11 protein-coding genes are annotated in these 16,739 nt (G+C 72.7%); 9 read left to right on the forward strand and 2 right to left on the reverse strand.

Translation table 11 applies throughout. From position 1 onward, the window contains the following. The first annotated feature begins 376 nt into the window (after positions 1-376). Both gltB and ACQP0T_RS13020 read left to right on the forward strand, forming a co-directional pair. The gene (gene gltB / locus ACQP0T_RS13015; RefSeq protein ID WP_433873296.1) at positions 377-4,942 is read left to right on the forward strand and encodes a glutamate synthase large subunit; all 4,566 of its coding nucleotides are present in this window, start codon (positions 377-379) and stop codon (positions 4,940-4,942) included. After that, complete coding sequence (locus ACQP0T_RS13020) at positions 4,935-6,386, forward strand: glutamate synthase subunit beta (protein WP_433873298.1); 1,452 nt, start codon at positions 4,935-4,937, stop codon at positions 6,384-6,386. The genes gltB and ACQP0T_RS13020 overlap by 8 nt, the downstream gene beginning before the upstream one ends. 311 nt (positions 6,387-6,697) lie before the next feature. On the opposite strand, the gene ACQP0T_RS13025 is transcribed toward ACQP0T_RS13020, so the two are convergent. Next, positions 6,698-7,453: an enoyl-CoA hydratase/isomerase family protein gene (locus tag ACQP0T_RS13025; protein WP_433873299.1), complete on the reverse strand. Its 756-nt coding sequence runs from the start codon at positions 7,451-7,453 to the stop codon at positions 6,698-6,700. A 278-nt stretch (positions 7,454-7,731) separates the two neighbouring features. On the opposite strand from ACQP0T_RS13025, the gene ACQP0T_RS13030 reads away from it, so the two are divergent. The 5 genes from ACQP0T_RS13030 (at position 7,732) to ACQP0T_RS13050 (ending at position 14,182) form a co-directional block, all read left to right on the forward strand. Then, positions 7,732-9,039, forward strand: a complete 1,308-nt coding sequence (locus tag ACQP0T_RS13030; RefSeq protein ID WP_433873300.1) for an MFS transporter — start codon at positions 7,732-7,734, stop codon at positions 9,037-9,039. Positions 9,040-9,055: 16 nt separating this feature from the next. Further along, positions 9,056-10,597, forward strand: a complete 1,542-nt coding sequence (locus ACQP0T_RS13035) for an AMP-binding protein (RefSeq protein ID WP_433873301.1) — start codon at positions 9,056-9,058, stop codon at positions 10,595-10,597. Positions 10,598-10,686: 89 nt separating this feature from the next. Continuing rightward, positions 10,687-11,820, forward strand: coding sequence for a thiolase family protein (locus tag ACQP0T_RS13040; RefSeq protein WP_433873303.1), 1,134 nt, complete (start codon positions 10,687-10,689; stop codon positions 11,818-11,820). A gap of 24 nt (positions 11,821-11,844) precedes the next feature. Continuing rightward, the gene (locus ACQP0T_RS13045; RefSeq protein WP_433873304.1) at positions 11,845-12,990 is read left to right on the forward strand and encodes an acyl-CoA dehydrogenase family protein; all 1,146 of its coding nucleotides are present in this window, start codon (positions 11,845-11,847) and stop codon (positions 12,988-12,990) included. 307 nt (positions 12,991-13,297) lie between these two features. After that, on the forward strand, positions 13,298-14,182 hold the full coding sequence (locus tag ACQP0T_RS13050; protein WP_345366683.1) for a LysR family transcriptional regulator: 885 nt from the start codon (positions 13,298-13,300) through the stop codon (positions 14,180-14,182). On the opposite strand, the gene ACQP0T_RS13055 is transcribed toward ACQP0T_RS13050, so the two are convergent. Continuing rightward, complete coding sequence (locus ACQP0T_RS13055) at positions 14,088-15,038, reverse strand: LysR family transcriptional regulator (RefSeq protein ID WP_345366681.1); 951 nt, start codon at positions 15,036-15,038, stop codon at positions 14,088-14,090. The genes ACQP0T_RS13050 and ACQP0T_RS13055 overlap by 95 nt on opposite strands. Before the next feature lie 169 nt (positions 15,039-15,207). Here ACQP0T_RS13055 and ACQP0T_RS13060 point away from each other — a divergent pair, with 169 nt between their 5' ends. Together ACQP0T_RS13060 and ACQP0T_RS13065 are read left to right on the forward strand one after the other, a co-directional pair. Then, positions 15,208-15,972: a crotonase/enoyl-CoA hydratase family protein gene (locus ACQP0T_RS13060; protein ID WP_433873306.1), complete on the forward strand. Its 765-nt coding sequence runs from the start codon at positions 15,208-15,210 to the stop codon at positions 15,970-15,972. Beyond that, the gene (locus tag ACQP0T_RS13065; protein ID WP_433873308.1) at positions 15,969-16,622 is read left to right on the forward strand and encodes a PaaI family thioesterase; all 654 of its coding nucleotides are present in this window, start codon (positions 15,969-15,971) and stop codon (positions 16,620-16,622) included. The genes ACQP0T_RS13060 and ACQP0T_RS13065 overlap by 4 nt, the downstream gene beginning before the upstream one ends. The last annotated feature ends 117 nt before the right edge of the window (positions 16,623-16,739 follow it).

Here is a 16,739-nt window from a genome sequence, read left to right on the forward strand (position 1 = left end):
CCGCTGGTGCCCGCATCGCGGCGGTGCGTCACGGGATCGGCGGTCCCTGAACCGAACCCGAAGGCTTCGAGCTTGCGTGAACCATCCCACTCGGCGGACTTCGGCAGTCGAATGTGGACGGACGTGCGGATTCGGATCGATCGAGGTCACGCTGTTTTCGACGGCTTGATCAGGCGGCTTCGGGATCGCGTCACGTGATCGTAACGTCGTGCTACTTAACGGTAGCCTTCCGGTCGCTGGGTATGTAGAGTGCCTCAAACTGACCGAGAGTGCAACGGCGCATCCTTTTGTCAGCACCCCCAAAAAGGCCCCTAGCGGGTAGTTCGTCGCTGCTTCGTGCGCGGAAACGCCCGGCGGCCTGACGACGGGAGGTCCGATGCCCCAGTCTCATGTGTTGAGAAATCAGGCGCAGCGTGGCGCCGAGCCCCGAGGTCTGAACGATCCTTCCCAGGAGCGCGACGCCTGCGGTGTCGCGTTCGTGGCCGACCTGCGCGGCAGGCGCAGCCACGACCTGGTGGGCAAAGCCCTGACCGCCTTGCGGAACCTGGAACACCGCGGTGCCAAGGGCGCCGACCCCGACACCGGTGACGGCGTCGGGCTGCTGACCCAGGTCCCGGACGAGTTCTTCCGCGCGGTGGTGCCCTTCGAACTGCCCGAGGCCGGTGGCTACGCGGCGGGGACGGCGTTCCTGCCCGCGGACGAGGCCGCCGCCGCGGAGGCGGTCGCCGCGATCGAGCGGATCGTGGCCGAAGAGGGCCTGTCGCTGCTGGGCTGGCGCGCGGTGCCGGTCGACCCGGACGCCGCGGGCAGCACCGCGCGCTCGGTGATGCCGGCGTTCCGGCAGCTCTTCCTCGGCCACGGCACCGACGGCGCGCACCGCGAATCGGCGCTGGAGTTCGAGCGCCGCGCGTTCTGCGTGCGCAAGCGCGCCGAGCACGAGGCCGACGTCTACTTCCCGAGCCTGTCGGCCCGCACCATCGTCTACAAGGGGATGCTCACCGAGGCCCAGCTGCCCGCGTTCTTCCCCGACCTGCGCGACGAGCGCTTCGCCAGCGCGATCGGCCTGGTGCATTCGCGGTTCTCCACCAACACGTTCCCGTCGTGGCCGCTGGCGCACCCGTACCGCTTCATCGCGCACAACGGCGAGATCAACACGCTCAAGGGCAACCGCAACTGGATGCGGACCCGGGAGAGCATGCTCGACACCGACCTGATCCCCGGTGACCTGCGACGTCTCTACCCGATCGCCACGCCCGGGGCCAGCGACTCGGCGACCTTCGACGAGGTCCTGGAGCTGCTGCACCTCGGTGGCCGGTCGCTGCCGCACGCGGTGCTGATGATGATCCCCGAGGCGTGGGAGAACCACGCCGAGATGGACCCGGCGCGGCGGGCGTTCTACGAGTTCCACAACTACCTGATGGAGCCTTGGGACGGGCCCGCGCTGGTGGCCTTCACCGACGGCACCCGGATCGGCGCGGTGCTGGACCGCAACGGCCTGCGGCCGGGTCGCTACTGGGTCACCGAGGACGGCCTGGTCGTGCTGGCCAGCGAGGTCGGGGTGCTCGACGTCGACGCCGACAAGGTGGTGCGCAAGGGCCGCCTGCAGCCCGGCCGGATGTTCCTGGTCGACACCGAGGCCGGCAAGATCGTCGACGACGACGAGATCAAGTCCGAGCTGGCCGCCGAGCACCCGTACCAGGAGTGGCTGGACGCGGGCGTGGTCCGGCTGGCCGACCTGCCCGACCGGGAGCGCGAGCTGCCCACCCCGGAGGGCCTGACCCGCGACCAGCAGGTCTTCGGCTACACCCAGGAGGAGCTGGGCGTCCTGCTCACGCCGATGGCCACCACCGGCGCCGAGCCCATCGGGTCGATGGGCAACGACGCGCCCTACGCGGCGTTCTCCGAGCGGCCGCGGCAGCTCTCCGACTACTTCACCCAGCTGTTCGCCCAGGTCACCAACCCGCCGCTGGACGCGATCCGGGAAGAGCTGGTGACCTCGCTGGCCACCCACGTCGGGCCGGAGCACAACCTGCTCGCCCACGACCCGGACGCCTGCCGCCAGCTCGTGCTGCCGTTCCCGGTGCTGGACAACGAGCAGCTCGCCAAGATCGTGCACCTCGACGACGACGGGGACCGGCCCGGGCTGCGGCCCGCCGTGGTCGACGCGACGTTCCGGGTCGGCGGTGGGGGCGCGGCGCTGCGCGCCCGGCTGGAGGAGATCTGCGACGAGGTCTCGGCGGCGGTGGACGCGGGCGCGCACGTGCTGGTGCTCTCCGACCGGGACGCCGACTCGGCGCGCGCGCCGATCCCGTCGCTGCTGGTGACCGGAGCGGTGCACCACCACCTGGTGCGGGAGAAGAAGCGCACCCAGGTCGGCCTGGTCGTCGAGGCCGGGGACGTGCGGGAGGTGCACCACGTCGCGCTGCTGATCGGCTACGGCGCCGCCGCGGTGAACCCGTACGTCGCGATGGCCACGGTGGCCGACCTCGTCCGCAGCGGGGTCGTGCACGGCGTCACCGAGCAGCAGGCCACCGCGAACCTGATCAAGGCGCTGGGCAAGGGCGTGCGCAAGACCATGTCCAAGATGGGTGTGTCCACGGTGTCCTCCTACACCGGCGCGCAGATCTTCGAGGCGATCGGGCTCGGTGCGGAGGTCGTCGAGCGGTGCTTCACGGGCACCACCTCGCGGCTGGGCGGCGTCGGGTTCGACGTGCTCGCGGAGGAGGTCGCGCACCGGCACCGCCGCGCCTACCCGGGCGACGAGGTGCGGACGCCGCACCGCGACCTGCACGTCGGCGGGGAGTACCAGTGGCGGCGGGACGGCGAGCCGCACCTGTTCAACCCCAGGACGGTGTTCAAGCTCCAGCATTCCACCCGCACCGGGCGCTACGAGGTCTTCAAGGAGTACACCCGCGCGGTCGACGACCAGTCCCGGGACCTGCTGACGCTGCGCGGGCTGTTCCGGTTCCGCGACGGCGCGCGCAAGCCGGTGCCGATCGAGGAGGTCGAGCCGGTCTCGGAGATCGTCAAGCGGTTCGCCACCGGCGCGATCTCCTACGGCTCCATCTCCCAGGAGATGCACGAGGTGCTGGCGATCGCGATGAACCGGCTGGGCGGCAAGTCCAACACCGGTGAGGGCGGGGAGGACGCCGACCGCTTCACCCCGGACCCGGACGGGGATTCCCGCCGCTCGGCCATCAAGCAGGTCGCGTCGGGGCGCTTCGGGGTGACCAGCGAGTACCTGGTCAACGCCGACGACATCCAGATCAAGATGGCGCAGGGCGCCAAGCCCGGCGAGGGCGGCCAGCTCCCGGGGCACAAGGTGTACCCGTGGATCGCCAGGACCCGGCATTCCACGGCCGGCGTCGGGCTGATCTCGCCGCCGCCGCACCACGACATCTACTCGATCGAGGACCTCGCGCAGCTCATCCACGACCTGAAGAACGCCAACCCCCGGGCGCGGATCCACGTCAAGCTGGTCTCCGAGGTCGGTGTGGGCACCGTGGCGGCGGGCGTGTCCAAGGCGCACGCCGACGTGGTGCTCATCTCCGGGCACGACGGCGGCACCGGCGCCTCACCGCTGTCGTCGATCAAGCACGCCGGTGGCCCTTGGGAGCTCGGCTTGGCCGAGACGCAGCAGACGCTGCTGAGCAACGGGCTGCGGGACCGGATCGTGGTGCAGACCGACGGTCAGCTCAAGACCGGCCGCGACGTCGTGGTGGCGGCGCTGCTGGGCGCCGAGGAATTCGGCTTCGCCACCGCGCCGCTGGTCGTCTCGGGCTGCATCATGATGCGGGTCTGCCACCTCGACACCTGCCCGGTGGGCGTGGCGACGCAGAACCCCGAGCTCCGCGCGAAGTTCTCCGGCAAGGCCGAGCACGTGGTGAACTTCTTCGAGTTCGTCGCCCAGGAGGTGCGGGAGTACCTGGCGCAGCTCGGGTTCCGCTCCGTGGCCGAGGCGGTCGGGCACGCCGAGCTGCTCGACACCTCCGAAGCCCAGCGGCACTGGAAGACCCGCGACCTCGACCTCGCGCCGGTCACGCACGTGCCCGAGCTGCCCGCCGGGGCTGCGCGGCACCGCACCACCGAGCAGGACCACGGGCTCGACAAGGCGCTGGACAACACGCTGATCCAGCTCTGCGAGGGCGCGATCAAGGACGGCACCCCGGTTCGGCTGGACATCCCGGTGCGCAACGTGAACCGGACCGTCGGCACCATGCTCGGGTCCGAGGTGACCCGGCGGTGGGGTTCGGAAGGGCTGGCCGACGACACCATCGACGTGACCTTCACCGGTTCGGCGGGCCAGTCCTTCGGCGCGTTCCTGCCGCGCGGGGTCACGTTGCGGTTGCTCGGGGACGCCAACGACTACGTCGGCAAGGGCTTGTCCGGCGGCCGGATCGTGGTGCGGCCGGACCAGTCCGCGCCGTTCGCCGCCGAGCAGAACACCATCGCGGGCAACGTGCTGCTCTACGGCGCGACCGGTGGTGAGCTGTTCGTGCGCGGTGTGGTCGGGGAGCGCTTCGGGGTGCGCAACTCCGGGGCGATCGCCGTCGTCGAGGGCATCGGCGACCACGGCTGCGAGTACATGACCGGCGGCCGCGTCGTCGTGCTCGGCGGCACCGGCCGCAACTTCGCGGCCGGGATGTCCGGCGGCGTCGCCTACCTGCTGGACCTCGATCCGCTGCGGGTCAACGCCGAGATGGTCGACCTGGACCCGCTGGCCGACTCCGACCGGGAGTTCCTGCACGACCGGGTGCGGCGCCACTACGAGCAGACCGAGTCGCAGGTGGCCCGCGCGCTGCTGGCGGACTGGGACGGCCAGGTGGAGCGCTTCGGCAAGGTGATGCCGAAGGACTTCAAGCGGGTGCTGGCCGCGCAGTCGGCCGCCGAGCGCGACGGGCGCGACGTCAACGAGGCGATCATGGAGGCCGCACATGGCTGACCCCAAGGGCTTCATCACGACTCCCCGGGAGACGCCGAGCCGCCGTCCGGTGGACCTCCGGCTGAAGGACTGGCGCGAGGTCTACCAGGAGTTCGAGCAGGACCGGCTGCGCGGGCAGGCCGGCCGGTGCATGGACTGCGGGATCCCGTTCTGCCACCAGGGCTGTCCGCTCGGCAACCTGATCCCGGAGTGGAACGACCTGGTGTGGCGGGACGACTGGCGCGACGCCGCCGAACGCCTGCACGCCACGAACAACTTCCCGGAGTTCACCGGGACGTTGTGCCCCGCCCCGTGCGAGGCGGCGTGCGTGGTCGGGATCAACGCCGATCCGGTGGCCATCAAGCAGGTCGAGATCGAGATCATCGACCGGGCGTGGGACGAGGGCTGGGTGCGGCCGATGCTGCCGCGCACCCGCACCGGCAAGAAGGTCGCGGTGGTCGGGTCCGGTCCGGCGGGGCTGGCCGCGGCGCAGCAGCTGACCCGGGTCGGGCACGGCGTGGTGGTCTACGAGCGGGCGGACCGCGTCGGCGGGCTGCTGCGCTACGGCATCCCCGAGTTCAAGATGGAGAAGCGTCGGCTGGACCGCCGGATCGGGCAGATGCGCGCGGAGGGCACCGAGTTCCGCACCGGCGTCAACGTCGGGGTGGACGTCACCGTGGAGCGGCTCCGCGCCGACTACGACGCCGTGGTGCTGGCCGGTGGCGCGACCAGGACCCGCGACCTGCCCGCGCCGGGCCGCGAGCTGGACGGCGTCCACCAGGCGATGGAGTACCTGCCGCTGTCCAACCGGGTGCAGGAGGGCGACCTGGCCCGCGCGCCGATCCACGCCGAGGGCAAGGACGTGGTGATCATCGGCGGCGGTGACACCGGGGCGGACTGCCTGGGCACCGCGCTGCGGCAGGGCGCGAAGTCGGTGACCCAGCTCGAGATCATGCCGATGCCGCCCGCCACGCGGTCCGACGCCCACCCGTGGCCGACCTACCCGATGATCTACCGGGTGTCCTCGGCGCACGAGGAGGGCGGGGAACGGCTGTTCTCGGTCAACACCGAGCGGTTCCTCGACGACGGCGCGGGCCGGGTGCGCGCGCTGGAGCTCGTCGACGTCCGCCGCGAGGACGGCGGTTTCGTCCCGGTGGAGGGCAGCTCGCGGGAATTGCCCGCCCAGCTCGTGCTGCTGGCGATGGGGTTCACCGGGCCGGAACGCGAGGGCCTGCTGGATTCGCTGGGCGTGGACCTCGACGAGCGCGGCAACGTGGCCCGCGGTGGCGACTTCATGTCCTCGGTCGACGGCGTGTTCACCGCGGGCGACATGGGGCGCGGTCAGTCGCTCATCGTGTGGGCGATCTCGGAGGGCCGCGCCGCGGCGGCGGGCGTGGACCGCTACCTCACCGGGCGGGACGTGCTGCCCGCGCCGATCGAGCCCACCGACCGGCCGCTGACCTGAGCCGGTCCCCGAACCACCTCGGCGGCGGGATGGCTCAATGCCGAGCCCCCGCCCCGAGGTGACCAGGTGAGGGGCGCCCTCGTCCGAGTAAGGACCGCTTTCAGAACGGCTTGCGTGGCGGTGCCGGTGGCGGAACCTCAGCGGTCTTCTCGCTGCGCCGATCGCCTCCTGATGTACCCACGACGTACACGGCGTCGGCGCTGTCCTCGCGAGAAGACCGCTGAGAACCCGCCGCGGTGCAAGCCGACGGCCGCACCGCATGCGGCTCCGCCGCATTCTGAAAAGGACCCCTAACGTGGGCAAGGGGCCCCTCACTCCTCTCCCGAACGGGTGAGGTGGGCGCGGCGGGCCTGGACGGCCCGGGCGGTGCCGGGGTCGGCGAACACGGCGGCGAACTCCTCGACGCTGGCCTCGATCCCCTCGGCCAGGGAGGTGTTCTGCCAGGTCTCGAACAAGCGCTTCTGCGCGGCCACGGCCACCTTGCTGTGCCCGGTGAGCCGGGACAGCATCCGCCGGGTCGCCGCGCGCAGCTCGGCGGCGGGCACGAGCTCACCGGCCAGGCCCGGCACCGCGGCGACCGGGTACACCTCGCCGGTCAGGATCATCTCCTTGGCCTTGCCGAGCCCCACGTGCTGCTGGAGCAGCGCGGCGTCGACCACCGAGGGGACCCCGACCCGGATCTCGGGCAGGCCGAACGCCGCGTGCTCGGCGACCACCCGGACGTCGCAGGCCAGCGCCAGCTCGAACGCCGCGCCCAGGCAGTAGCCGCCCACCTCGGCGACGGTGGGGCACGGTGCCGTCCGGGCCGCCGCGACGCAGTCGCGCACCGCGGTGATGAGCGCCCGCGCGCCGTCCGGGTCGAGGTCCACGAAGGAATCCACGTGCATCCCGGCGGAGAAGGCGCGCTCGCCGGTGCCGGTGAACACCACGGCCTCCGGCTCCTCGGCACCCGTGAGCAGGTCGGTCACGGCGCGGAGCTCGTCGACGGTGAGGGCGTTGAGCTTGTCCGGCCGGTCGAAGCGGATCCACCGCGTGCCCGCGTCCCACCACGTCTCGATCGCGCTCATCGTCGGTTCCTCTCGTCGATCCGACCGCCCACGGAACCAGATCCGCCGTCACCGGTCGAGCCCGCGCGCCATCGAGGCGGCCTATCGCGGTGTTCGGCGCGGGCTCTGCGGACCTCCGCGCGCCGGGCCCGGGGCGTCCATAGTGGCCGCCTATCCGAACGTTCGACCCCGCATCTTTGACCGTGTGATGCGCGTCTCGTTGAATGACCGTGCCGCGCCGCCGGGCCGCCCGGGAGGGGCCGCGCACCAGTCGTTTCCGACGAGCGGAGGAACCCGCGATGACCGCCGATACCGAGCGCACCGCGCGAACCGGGGAGGGGCCGCCCGGGTACCGGCCGATGATGGCCTGGACGATCACCGGGATGCTGGTGATCTTCATGATCGTCAACTGGGCGGACAAGGCCGTCCTCGGCATCGTGGCCCAGCCGCTGCAGGACGACCTCGGCCTCAGCGCCGCGGAGATCGGCTTCATCGGCAGCGCCTTCTTCTTCCTCTACAGCATCAGCGGCGTGGCCGTCGGGTTCCTGGCCAACCGGGTCAAGACCAAGTGGGTGCTGCTCGCCTTGGCCGTGCTGTGGTCGGTCACCCAGGTCCCGGTACTGGTCTCGGCGACCGGTACGGCCCTGCTGATCAGCCGGATCGCGCTGGGCGCGGCCGAGGGGCCCGCGACCGCGATGGCCAGCGCCGGTGCCTTCGAGTGGTTCCCGAAGGAGAAGCGCAGCCTGCCGGCCGCGTGGCTGAACTCCGGCGCCTCCATCGCCAAGATCGCGGTGGCGCCGCTGCTGACGGTGATCGTGGTGTCCTTCGGCTGGCGGGCCGCGTTCCTCACGCTCGCGCTGGTCGGCGTGGTGTGGTGCCTGGCCTGGCTGCTGATCGGCCGCGAAGGCCCGTACGCGACCCCGCGCGGCAGGAGCGCGCTGGCCGCCGCGCCCGCCGACGACACCCGCACGGTCCCGTTCCACCGGATCGCGTTGAGCCGCAGCTTCATCGGCGGCGCCCTCGGCACCTTCAGCGTCTACGGCATGGTGTCGGTGATCCTGACCTGGCTCCCGTCCTACTTCGAGGTGGGCCTGGGCTTCAGCCGGCTGGAAGCGGGCAGCATGTTCGGCCTGCCCAGCATCACCGGCATGATCGGCATGATCGGCGTCGGCTGGCTCACCGACCGGATGGTCTCGCGCGGGGCCAGCAGCCGGGTGCAGCGCGGGCTGGTCCCGGCGGGGGCGCTGCTGGTCGGCGGTGCGCTGCTGGCCACGCTGCCCTACATCGGACCGGCGTGGGCGGCGGTGACGATCGTGGTGGTCGCCTACGGGTTCATGGTCGTGGCCCTGCCGGTGATGAACGCGGTCGTCTCGCAGATCAGCCCGGTGCGCCAGCAGCCCGGTGCGCTGGGCCTGTTCCTGGCGGTGCAAACGCTGTCCGGGTTGTTCGCCCCGGCGTTGACCGGTGCGCTGGTGGACGCCGCCGCGGAGCCCGCCGCCGGCTACGCCCAGGCGTTCCAGGTCTTCGGGCTCACCGTGGTCGTCGGCGGGATCGTGATGGGCCTGCTGGTCAACCCCGAGCGCGACGCCCGCCGGATCCTCGGCTGACGACCAGGAGGTCCGCATGCCCGACACGTCCCAGCAGCCCCGGCTCGACTTCTTCGCCGAAGCCCGCGAGCACCCCCGCCGCACCGCGCTGATCGACGAGCACGGCCGGGCGACCAGCTACGAGCGCCTCGCCGCGCGGGCCGACCGCCTCGCCCGCGGACTGCGCGCCGCCGGTCTGCGGCGGGGCGACTGCGTCGCCGCGGTGATCGGCAACGGCCCGGCCTACTTCGAGCTGCGGCTGGCCACCTGGCAGACCGGGACGTACTTCACCCCGATCAACCACCACCTCGCCGAACCGGAGATCGGCTACACCGTCGAGAACAGCGAAGCGGCGCTGGTCGTCGTCGACGCCGACCTGGCGCCGCGGTGCGGGCCCGCGCTGGACACCACCGACGTCCCGCCGGAACGCCGGTTCACCGTCGGCGCGGTCCCGGGCTGGCGGGACTACGAGGAGCTCTTCGCCGGGATGCCCGCGAGCCCGCCGGAGGACCGCACCGCCGGGGAGGTGATGCTCTACACCTCCGGGACCACCGGTCGTCCCAAGGGCGTGCGCCGCCCCCTGACCGGCGGGCCGCCCCGCCTCGGCCGGTACCACCTCGACTTCATGGCGCGGCTGGGCATCCACCCCGGTACCGGGACGCACCTGGTGCTCTCCCCGCTGCACCACGCCGCGCCCGGCACCTTCGCCACCACGGCGCTGCACTTCGGGCACACCGTGGTGCTGGCGGGCAGCCGCGATCCGGAACCGGTGCTGGCGCTGGTCGAGCGGCACCGGGTCACGACCACCTTCACGGTGCCGACCGTGCTGCACCGGATGCTCCGGCTGCCCGCCGCGGTCCGCGCCCGCTACGACACCTCCTCGCTGCGCAGCGTGGTGCACGCCGGGGCGCCGTGCCCGGTGGAGGTCAAGCGGCGGGCGATCGAGTGGCTGGGGCCGGTGGTCGCCGAGTTCTACGGTGCCACCGAGGGCTCGGCCACCGCGCTGACCGCGGCCGAATGGCTGTCCGCACCGGGTTCGGTCGGCCACCCGCTGCCCGGCGCGGAGGTCCGCATCCTCGACGAGCAGGGCGACCCGCTGCCGCCGGGGGAGATCGGCGCGGTGTACTTCCGCTCCGGCATCTCCGGCATCGAGTACTTCAAGGACCCGGCCAAGACCGCCGCGGCCCGGCACGGCGGCTTCATCACCGCCGGGGACGTCGGCTACCTCGACGAGCGCGGCTGGTTGTTCCTGTGCGACCGGCGCACCGACCTGATCCTGTCCGGCGGGGTGAACATCTACCCGGCCGAGGTCGAAGGCGTGCTGCTGTCCCACTCCGAGGTGGTCGACGCCGCGGTGATCGGCGTGCCGGACGAGGAGTGGGGCCAGTCGGTGCTGGCCGTCGTGCAACCCGCTCCGGAAGCGGCCGACGGGCTCGCCGACCGGCTCGACGCGCACTGCCGCGCCGGGCTCGCCGGGTTCAAGGTCCCGCGCCGCTACCGGTTCGACCGGGAATTGCCGCGCACCGACACCGGCAAGCTGTCCCGCCGGTCGCTGCGGGCCCCGTACTGGAGCGCATAGGTGCGGCCTATCGCGCTGTTCCGGGCCCGGTCTTTGCGGCGGGCCGGGCGCGGTGGTTGATTCGACCGAGGTCGTGGGAAGGAGTCGTCATGCGGGACGCGGTCATCGTCGACGCGGTGCGCACCCCGGTCGGCAAGCGCGGCGGCGCGCTGTCCGGCATCCACCCCGCGGACCTGTCCGCGCACGCGCTCAACGCGCTCGTGGGCCGCCTCGGGCTGGACCCCGCCGACATCGACGACGTGGTGTGGGGCTGCGTCGGCCAGGTCGGCGACCAAGCGGGCAACATCGCCCGGACCGCGGTGCTCGCCGCGGGATGGCCGACCTCGGTGCCCGGCACCTCGGTGGATCGCCGGTGCGGATCGGGCCAGCAGGCGGTGCACGCCGCCGCGGCCGGGATCATCGCCGGTCAGCACGACATCGTCGTCGCGGGCGGGGTCGAATCGATGTCCCGGGTGCCGATGGGCGCGGCCAACCAGGACGGCCGGCCGATGCCGGAGTCGGTGCTGGAGCGGTTCGGCGTCGGGGGCTTCAACCAGGGCGTCGGGGCGGAACTGGTCGCCGAGCGCTGGGGTCTGTCCCGCCGGCGGCTCGACGACTACTCCCTCGAATCCCACCGCCGGGCCGCGGCGGCCGGCGACTCCGGTGCGCTGGACGGGCAGCTCGTGCCGGTACCCGGTGCGCTCGACGCCGACGAGGGCGTCCGCCGGACCACCACCCCGGACCAGCTCGCCGGGCTCCGCCCCGCGTTCCGCGCGGACGGGGTGATCACGGCAGGCAACTCCTCGCAGATCTCCGACGGCACCGCCGCGCTGCTGCTCACCACCGGCGAGATCGCCGCGCGGCGCGGCTGGTCGCCGATCGCCCGGGTGCACACCTCGGTGCTGGCCGGCGCCGACCCGGTGATCATGCTGACCGCGCCGCTGCCCGCGACCAGGAAGGCGCTGCGCAAGTCCGGGCTGGGCCTCGACGACATCGGCGCCTACGAGGTCAACGAGGCGTTCGCCCCGGTCCCGCTGGCCTGGGCGGCCGAGACCGGCGCAGCGCCCGACCGGCTCAACCCACTGGGCGGGGCGATCGCCGTGGGGCACCCGCTCGGCGCCTCCGGCGCGGTGCTGATGACCAGGCTGGCGCACCACATGCGCGACCGGGGCCTCCGCTACGGGTTGCAGACGATGTGCGAAGCGGGCGGGCTGGCCAACGCCACCGTCCTCGAACTGCTGTAGGCAGACGACGAACCGGGAGGACCGATGCGCAGCACCGCCTACACCACCGAACACGACGCCTTCCGGGAGGTGGTCCGGGACTTCCTGGCCAAGGAGGTCGTGCCGCAGTTCCCGGAGTGGGAGCGCCGGGGCGTGGTCCCGCGCGAGCTGTTCGTCAAGGCGGGCGCGCTCGGCATCCCGGGCCTGCAGGTGCCGGAGGAGTACGGCGGCGGTGGCTCGACCAGCTTCAAGTTCAACGCGGTGGTCACCGAGGAAGCGGCCCGCGCGGGCGTCGGCATCGGCGGGCTGTCGGTGCACATGAACGTCGTGGTCCCGTACTTCACCTCGCTGTGCGACGCGGACCAGCGCCGCCGGTGGCTGCCCGGCCTGGCCGGCGGCGAGCTGATGAGCGCGATCGCGATGACCGAACCCGGCACCGGCTCCGACCTCGCGGGCATGGCCACCACCGCCACCCGCGACGGCGACCACTACGTGCTCGACGGCGCCAAGACCTTCATCACCGGCGGGATCAACGCCGACCTAGTGATCGTGGTGGCCCGCACCGGTGCCGGGCAGGACCGCCGCGACGGGCTGTCGCTGCTGGTCGTCGAACGCGGCATGGACGGGTTCACGCGGGGCCGCAACCTGGACAAGCTCGGGCTCAAGGCGCAGGACACCGCCGAGCTGTTCTTCGACTCGGTGCGGGTCCCGGTGGCCAACCTGCTCGGCGAGGAGGGCGCGGCGTTCCGGTACCTGACCGGGAACCTCCCGCAGGAACGGCTGGGCATCGCGGTGGCCGCGCAGGCGGCGGCGGAATCCGCGCTGCGCCAGACCCTCGACTACGTGCGCGAGCGCACCGTCTTCGGCAACCCGGTGTCGTCCTTCCAGAACACCAAGTTCGAACTGGCGGGCTGCGAGATCGAGATCGAGGCGGGACGGGCGGTGCTGGACAAGGCGCTCGACGAGCACGACGCCGGAACGCTCAGCGGCGCCGACGCCGCCAAGGTGAAGGTGTACTGCACCGAACTGCAGTCCCGGGTGATCGACCGCTGCCTGCAACTGCACGGTGGCTACGGCTTCATGCTGGAGTACCCGATCGCCCGGATGTACGCCGACGCGCGGGTCACCCGCATTTTCGGCGGGACCACCGAGGTGCTCAAGACAATAGTAGCCAAATCGCTTGGTCTGTGAGGGTTGTGGTCCCGTTGCATGCCGGTGCCGGTGGCGGAACCTCAGCGGCCTTCTCGCTCCGGGCGCCCTTCCTCATGTACCAAACACGTACACAGCGTCAGGGCGTCCTCGCGAGAAGGCCGCTGAGAACCCGCGGCGGTGCCGGTTGCTTAGGTGGGGCAAAGCGGAAGCGGCTTTCGCCGCTTGCCTGACGGTGGTCGGGTTTCGGGCGTGTGTGTGGGCGAGGGCTTCGCCGCTTGCCTGGCGGGGGCGCGGGAGTGGTGCGTGACACAGCGGTGCGGGTCGTGCGGAGCACTACAGTGCCCGTGTGGAGCTGCACCAGGTCGAGTACTTCCTGGCGGTCGTCGATCACAAGGGCATCAACGCTGCGGCGGGTGCGCTCCAGTTGGCGCAACCCACCGTGTCGCAGGCGGTGCGCGGCCTGGAGCGCGAGCTGGGGGTGGAGCTGTTCCACCGGATCGGCCGCGGCATGGTGCTGACCTCGGCGGGCCGCGCCTTCGTCGGTCCGGCCCGCCAGGTGCTGCGCGACGTGGTGGCCGCGGAGGGCGCGCTGGTGGACTCGGCCGGGCTGCCGCGCGGACGGCTGGACGTGCACGTGTCCGCCTCGCTGGCGTTCGATCCGATGGCGCACCTGGTCGGCCGGTTCCGCAAGCGCTACCCGAACGTCTCGCTGCGGATCGGGGACCTGCGCGACGAGGAGGCGTGCGCCGCGCTGATCCGCGAGGGCCACTGCGAGATGGTGATCTGCCACCTGCCGGTCACCACCTCCGGTGACCTGGAGGTGCGCGAGCTCGGCGAGCACGAGTACTGGCTGGTCTTCCCGCCCGGGACCGAGGTTCCCGACCGCGATCCGCTGCCGCTGGCGGAGCTGCCGGACCTGCCGCTGGTGATCGTGCCCAAGGGCGCCTCCGGGCGGACCCAGGTGGAGCGGGCGCTCAGCGCCGCGCACAAGCGGACCCGGCCCTCCGCGATCGTGCAGCACCGCGAGGTGATGGTGCCGTTCGTCCTGACCGGGGTCGGCGCGACCGTGGTGTACCGGCCGATGGCCGAGCGCGCCGCCCGCCGCGGCGCCGTGGTGCGCTCGGTGCGGCCGCCGATCAAGCAGGCGTACGGGGTGGTCTACGACCCGGTGCGGCTGTCCCCGGCCGGTCGGGCGTTCCTGAACCTGGCGATGCCGTCTCCGCCGGGCTGACCCCGGCGACCTCCAGGAACGCCGTGGCGGCCGGGGACAGCGCACCGGCGCGGAACACGATTCCGACCTCCCGCCGGATCTCCGGCACGGTGGCCCGCACCTCGACGCCGGACAGCTCGCGCTCGGCCAGCCCCCGGGGCAGGAACGTCGCGCCGGCGCCGTGCTCGACGAGCTGCCAGATGGCCTGCCGGTGCGCGCACTCCACCGCCACGGCCTGCACGGCCGGTTCCAGGGCGTCGTCGACCAGCGTCCGGGTGGTGGTGTCGGTGAATTCCATGACCAGCGGTGTCCCGGCGAGCGCGGACAGCGGTACCGGATCGGGCAGACCCTCGGCCAGCTCCGGTGGCAGCACCAGGGCGATCTCCTGGCTGCACAGCGGCCGGACCCGCAGCGAATCGACCCGGGCGCGCATGTCGGTGAGGCCGAGCTCGGCGTGGCCGCGCCGCACGTCGCTGACCACCCCGGCCGAGCCACCGGGGTCGGCCACGTTGAGCAGCACCCCGGGGTGCTGCTGCCGGAACCGGCCGGCCAGCTCCGGCAGCGGGTCGGCGGCCAGCGTCGCCAGGGTGGAGATGTCGAGCTGCCCGCTGCTCCTCCCGCGCACCGCGTCCACGGCGCTGCGGGCCCGCCCGACGTCGTGCAGGATGCGCCGCGCGGGACCGGCGAAGGCGTGCCCGTCGGCGGTGAGCACGAGCTGCCTGCCGGTGCGGTGGAAGAGCTGGACGCCGAGCTGCCGCTCCAGGGTGCGGATCGCCTGCGACAGCGAGGGCTGGGCGATGTAGAGCGCCTTGGCGGCCTTGGTGACGCTGCCGTGGTCGATCACGGCGATGAAGTACTCCACCAGCCGCAGGTCCATCCGCGCAGCATAGCCCCGCCTCCGGGCGGCGGACAGGTTCGCATTGGTCCGGGCTCACGGCGCGTGCGGCCGTCGCTCTGCGGCGAACCGGACGGTCGGTCTGGACTGAGGAGCGACCGCCGGTCAGACTGGGAAGTCCGCATCGACGTCGATGGACGGAGGAAGCAGCGTGGGTGGGAGCGTCCTGACCGAGATCGGGGACGGCGTCGCCGTCATCACGATCAACCGCCCCGAGGCCCGCAACGCGGTGGACCTGTCGGTGGCCGAGGGGCTGGCGGCGGCGGTCGACGAGCTCGAGAGCCGTTCCGACGCGGTCATCGGCGTCATCACCGGCGCGGGCGGCACCTTCTGCGCGGGCATGGACCTCAAGGCCTTCACGCGGGGGGAGCGGCCGTCGGTCCCCGGTCGCGGGTTCGGCGGGATCACCGAACGCCCGCCGTCGAAGCCGCTGATCGCCGCAGTCGAGGGCTGGGCGCTGGCGGGCGGCTGCGAACTGGCCCTGGCCTGCGATCTCGTCGTCGCCTCGCGGGAGGCCAAGTTCGGCATCCCCGAGGTCAAGCGCGGCCTGGTGGCGGGCGCGGGCGGCCTGCTGCGGCTGCCCAAGACGCTGCCCTACCAGCTGGCGATGGAACTGGCGCTGACCGGCGACCCGCTGTCCGCTGAAGCCGCCCACGAGCACGGCCTGGTCAACTCGCTCACCGAACCGGGCGAGGCGTTGCAGGGGGCGCGCGCGCTCGCGGCGCGGATCGCGGTGAACGGCCCGCTGGCGGTGCGCGCCACCAAGCAGATCGTCGCCGGTGCGGTGTCCTGGACCGACGCCGAGGCGTTCCGGTGGCAGCAGGAGATCATGGCGCCGGTGATGGCCTCCGCCGACGCCCAGGAGGGCGCGCGGGCCTTCGCCGAGAAGCGCGCGCCGGTCTGGCGGGGCGAATGAGCGCCCGTCGCGAGGCGGCCGCCGAGCTGGGCGAGGTGCTGCGGCGGCTCACCGACGCCGCGGTGTCCACCGAGGTCCCCACCGCGGCGCTGCACGACGTCACCGCCCGGCTCCGGGAGGTGCTGCCGGAGCTGACCGCGGTCCGCCGGAAACCGGGCGAGGCCGCCGCGGTGGACCAGGACGGGCCGCCGCAGCGCGTCTACAACCTGGTGGTGGGGCAGGGCAACCCGATGTCCCCGCCGATGACCGTCGAGCTCGTCGACGGCGCGGCGATCGGGACCGTCGAGCTCGGACTCGCCTACGAGGGGCCGCCGAGCTACGTCCACGGCGGGGTGAGCGCGACGCTGCTGGACCAGATCCTCGGGCACGCCCACGCCGCCTGGTTCGGGCGGCCCGCGATGACCGCCAAGCTCGCGATGCGCTACCGCGCGCCGGTTCCGCTGGCCACCCCGCTGCGGATCGTGGGCCGGGTGCTCGACGGTGGCCCGGGGCAGCGGTGGACGTCCTCGGTGGGCACCATCGCCACCGCCGCCGAGCCGGACGTGGTGCTGGTCGAGGCGGAGGGCAACTTCGTGCTGCCCACCGCCGAGCAGGCCCGGCGCCTGTTCGGCGCGATCGAGGAGGAGCAACTGGTCGGCGAGGCGTTCTAGGCGCGGTCCGCGCGGCGGACCCGGCAGTCCGGGAGCACCGGCACCGCGGGAGCGCGCGTCCATCCCGAGTGGACGGACGATGCGGCGGGAGCGGGCGGATGCCCGATTCGGCCGATG

Origin of the sequence: Saccharopolyspora sp. CA-218241 (assembly GCF_050954615.1) — a bacterium.
Taxonomy (GTDB): domain Bacteria; phylum Actinomycetota; class Actinomycetes; order Mycobacteriales; family Pseudonocardiaceae; genus Saccharopolyspora; species Saccharopolyspora cebuensis.

Coding starts and splice junctions, on each gene's coding strand:
- ACQP0T_RS13065 (WP_433873308.1), top strand. CDS start 15,969: ATGAGCGCCCGTCGCGAGGCGGCCGCCGAGCTGGGCGAGGTGCTGCGG.
- ACQP0T_RS13020 (WP_433873298.1), top strand. CDS start 4,935: ATGGCTGACCCCAAGGGCTTCATCACGACTCCCCGGGAGACGCCGAGC.
- ACQP0T_RS13030 (WP_433873300.1), top strand. CDS start 7,732: ATGACCGCCGATACCGAGCGCACCGCGCGAACCGGGGAGGGGCCGCCC.
- gltB (WP_433873296.1), top strand. CDS start 377: ATGCCCCAGTCTCATGTGTTGAGAAATCAGGCGCAGCGTGGCGCCGAG.
- ACQP0T_RS13035 (WP_433873301.1), top strand. CDS start 9,056: ATGCCCGACACGTCCCAGCAGCCCCGGCTCGACTTCTTCGCCGAAGCC.
- ACQP0T_RS13040 (WP_433873303.1), top strand. CDS start 10,687: ATGCGGGACGCGGTCATCGTCGACGCGGTGCGCACCCCGGTCGGCAAG.
- ACQP0T_RS13045 (WP_433873304.1), top strand. CDS start 11,845: ATGCGCAGCACCGCCTACACCACCGAACACGACGCCTTCCGGGAGGTG.
- ACQP0T_RS13055 (WP_345366681.1), bottom strand. CDS start 15,038: ATGGACCTGCGGCTGGTGGAGTACTTCATCGCCGTGATCGACCACGGC.
- ACQP0T_RS13025 (WP_433873299.1), bottom strand. CDS start 7,453: ATGAGCGCGATCGAGACGTGGTGGGACGCGGGCACGCGGTGGATCCGC.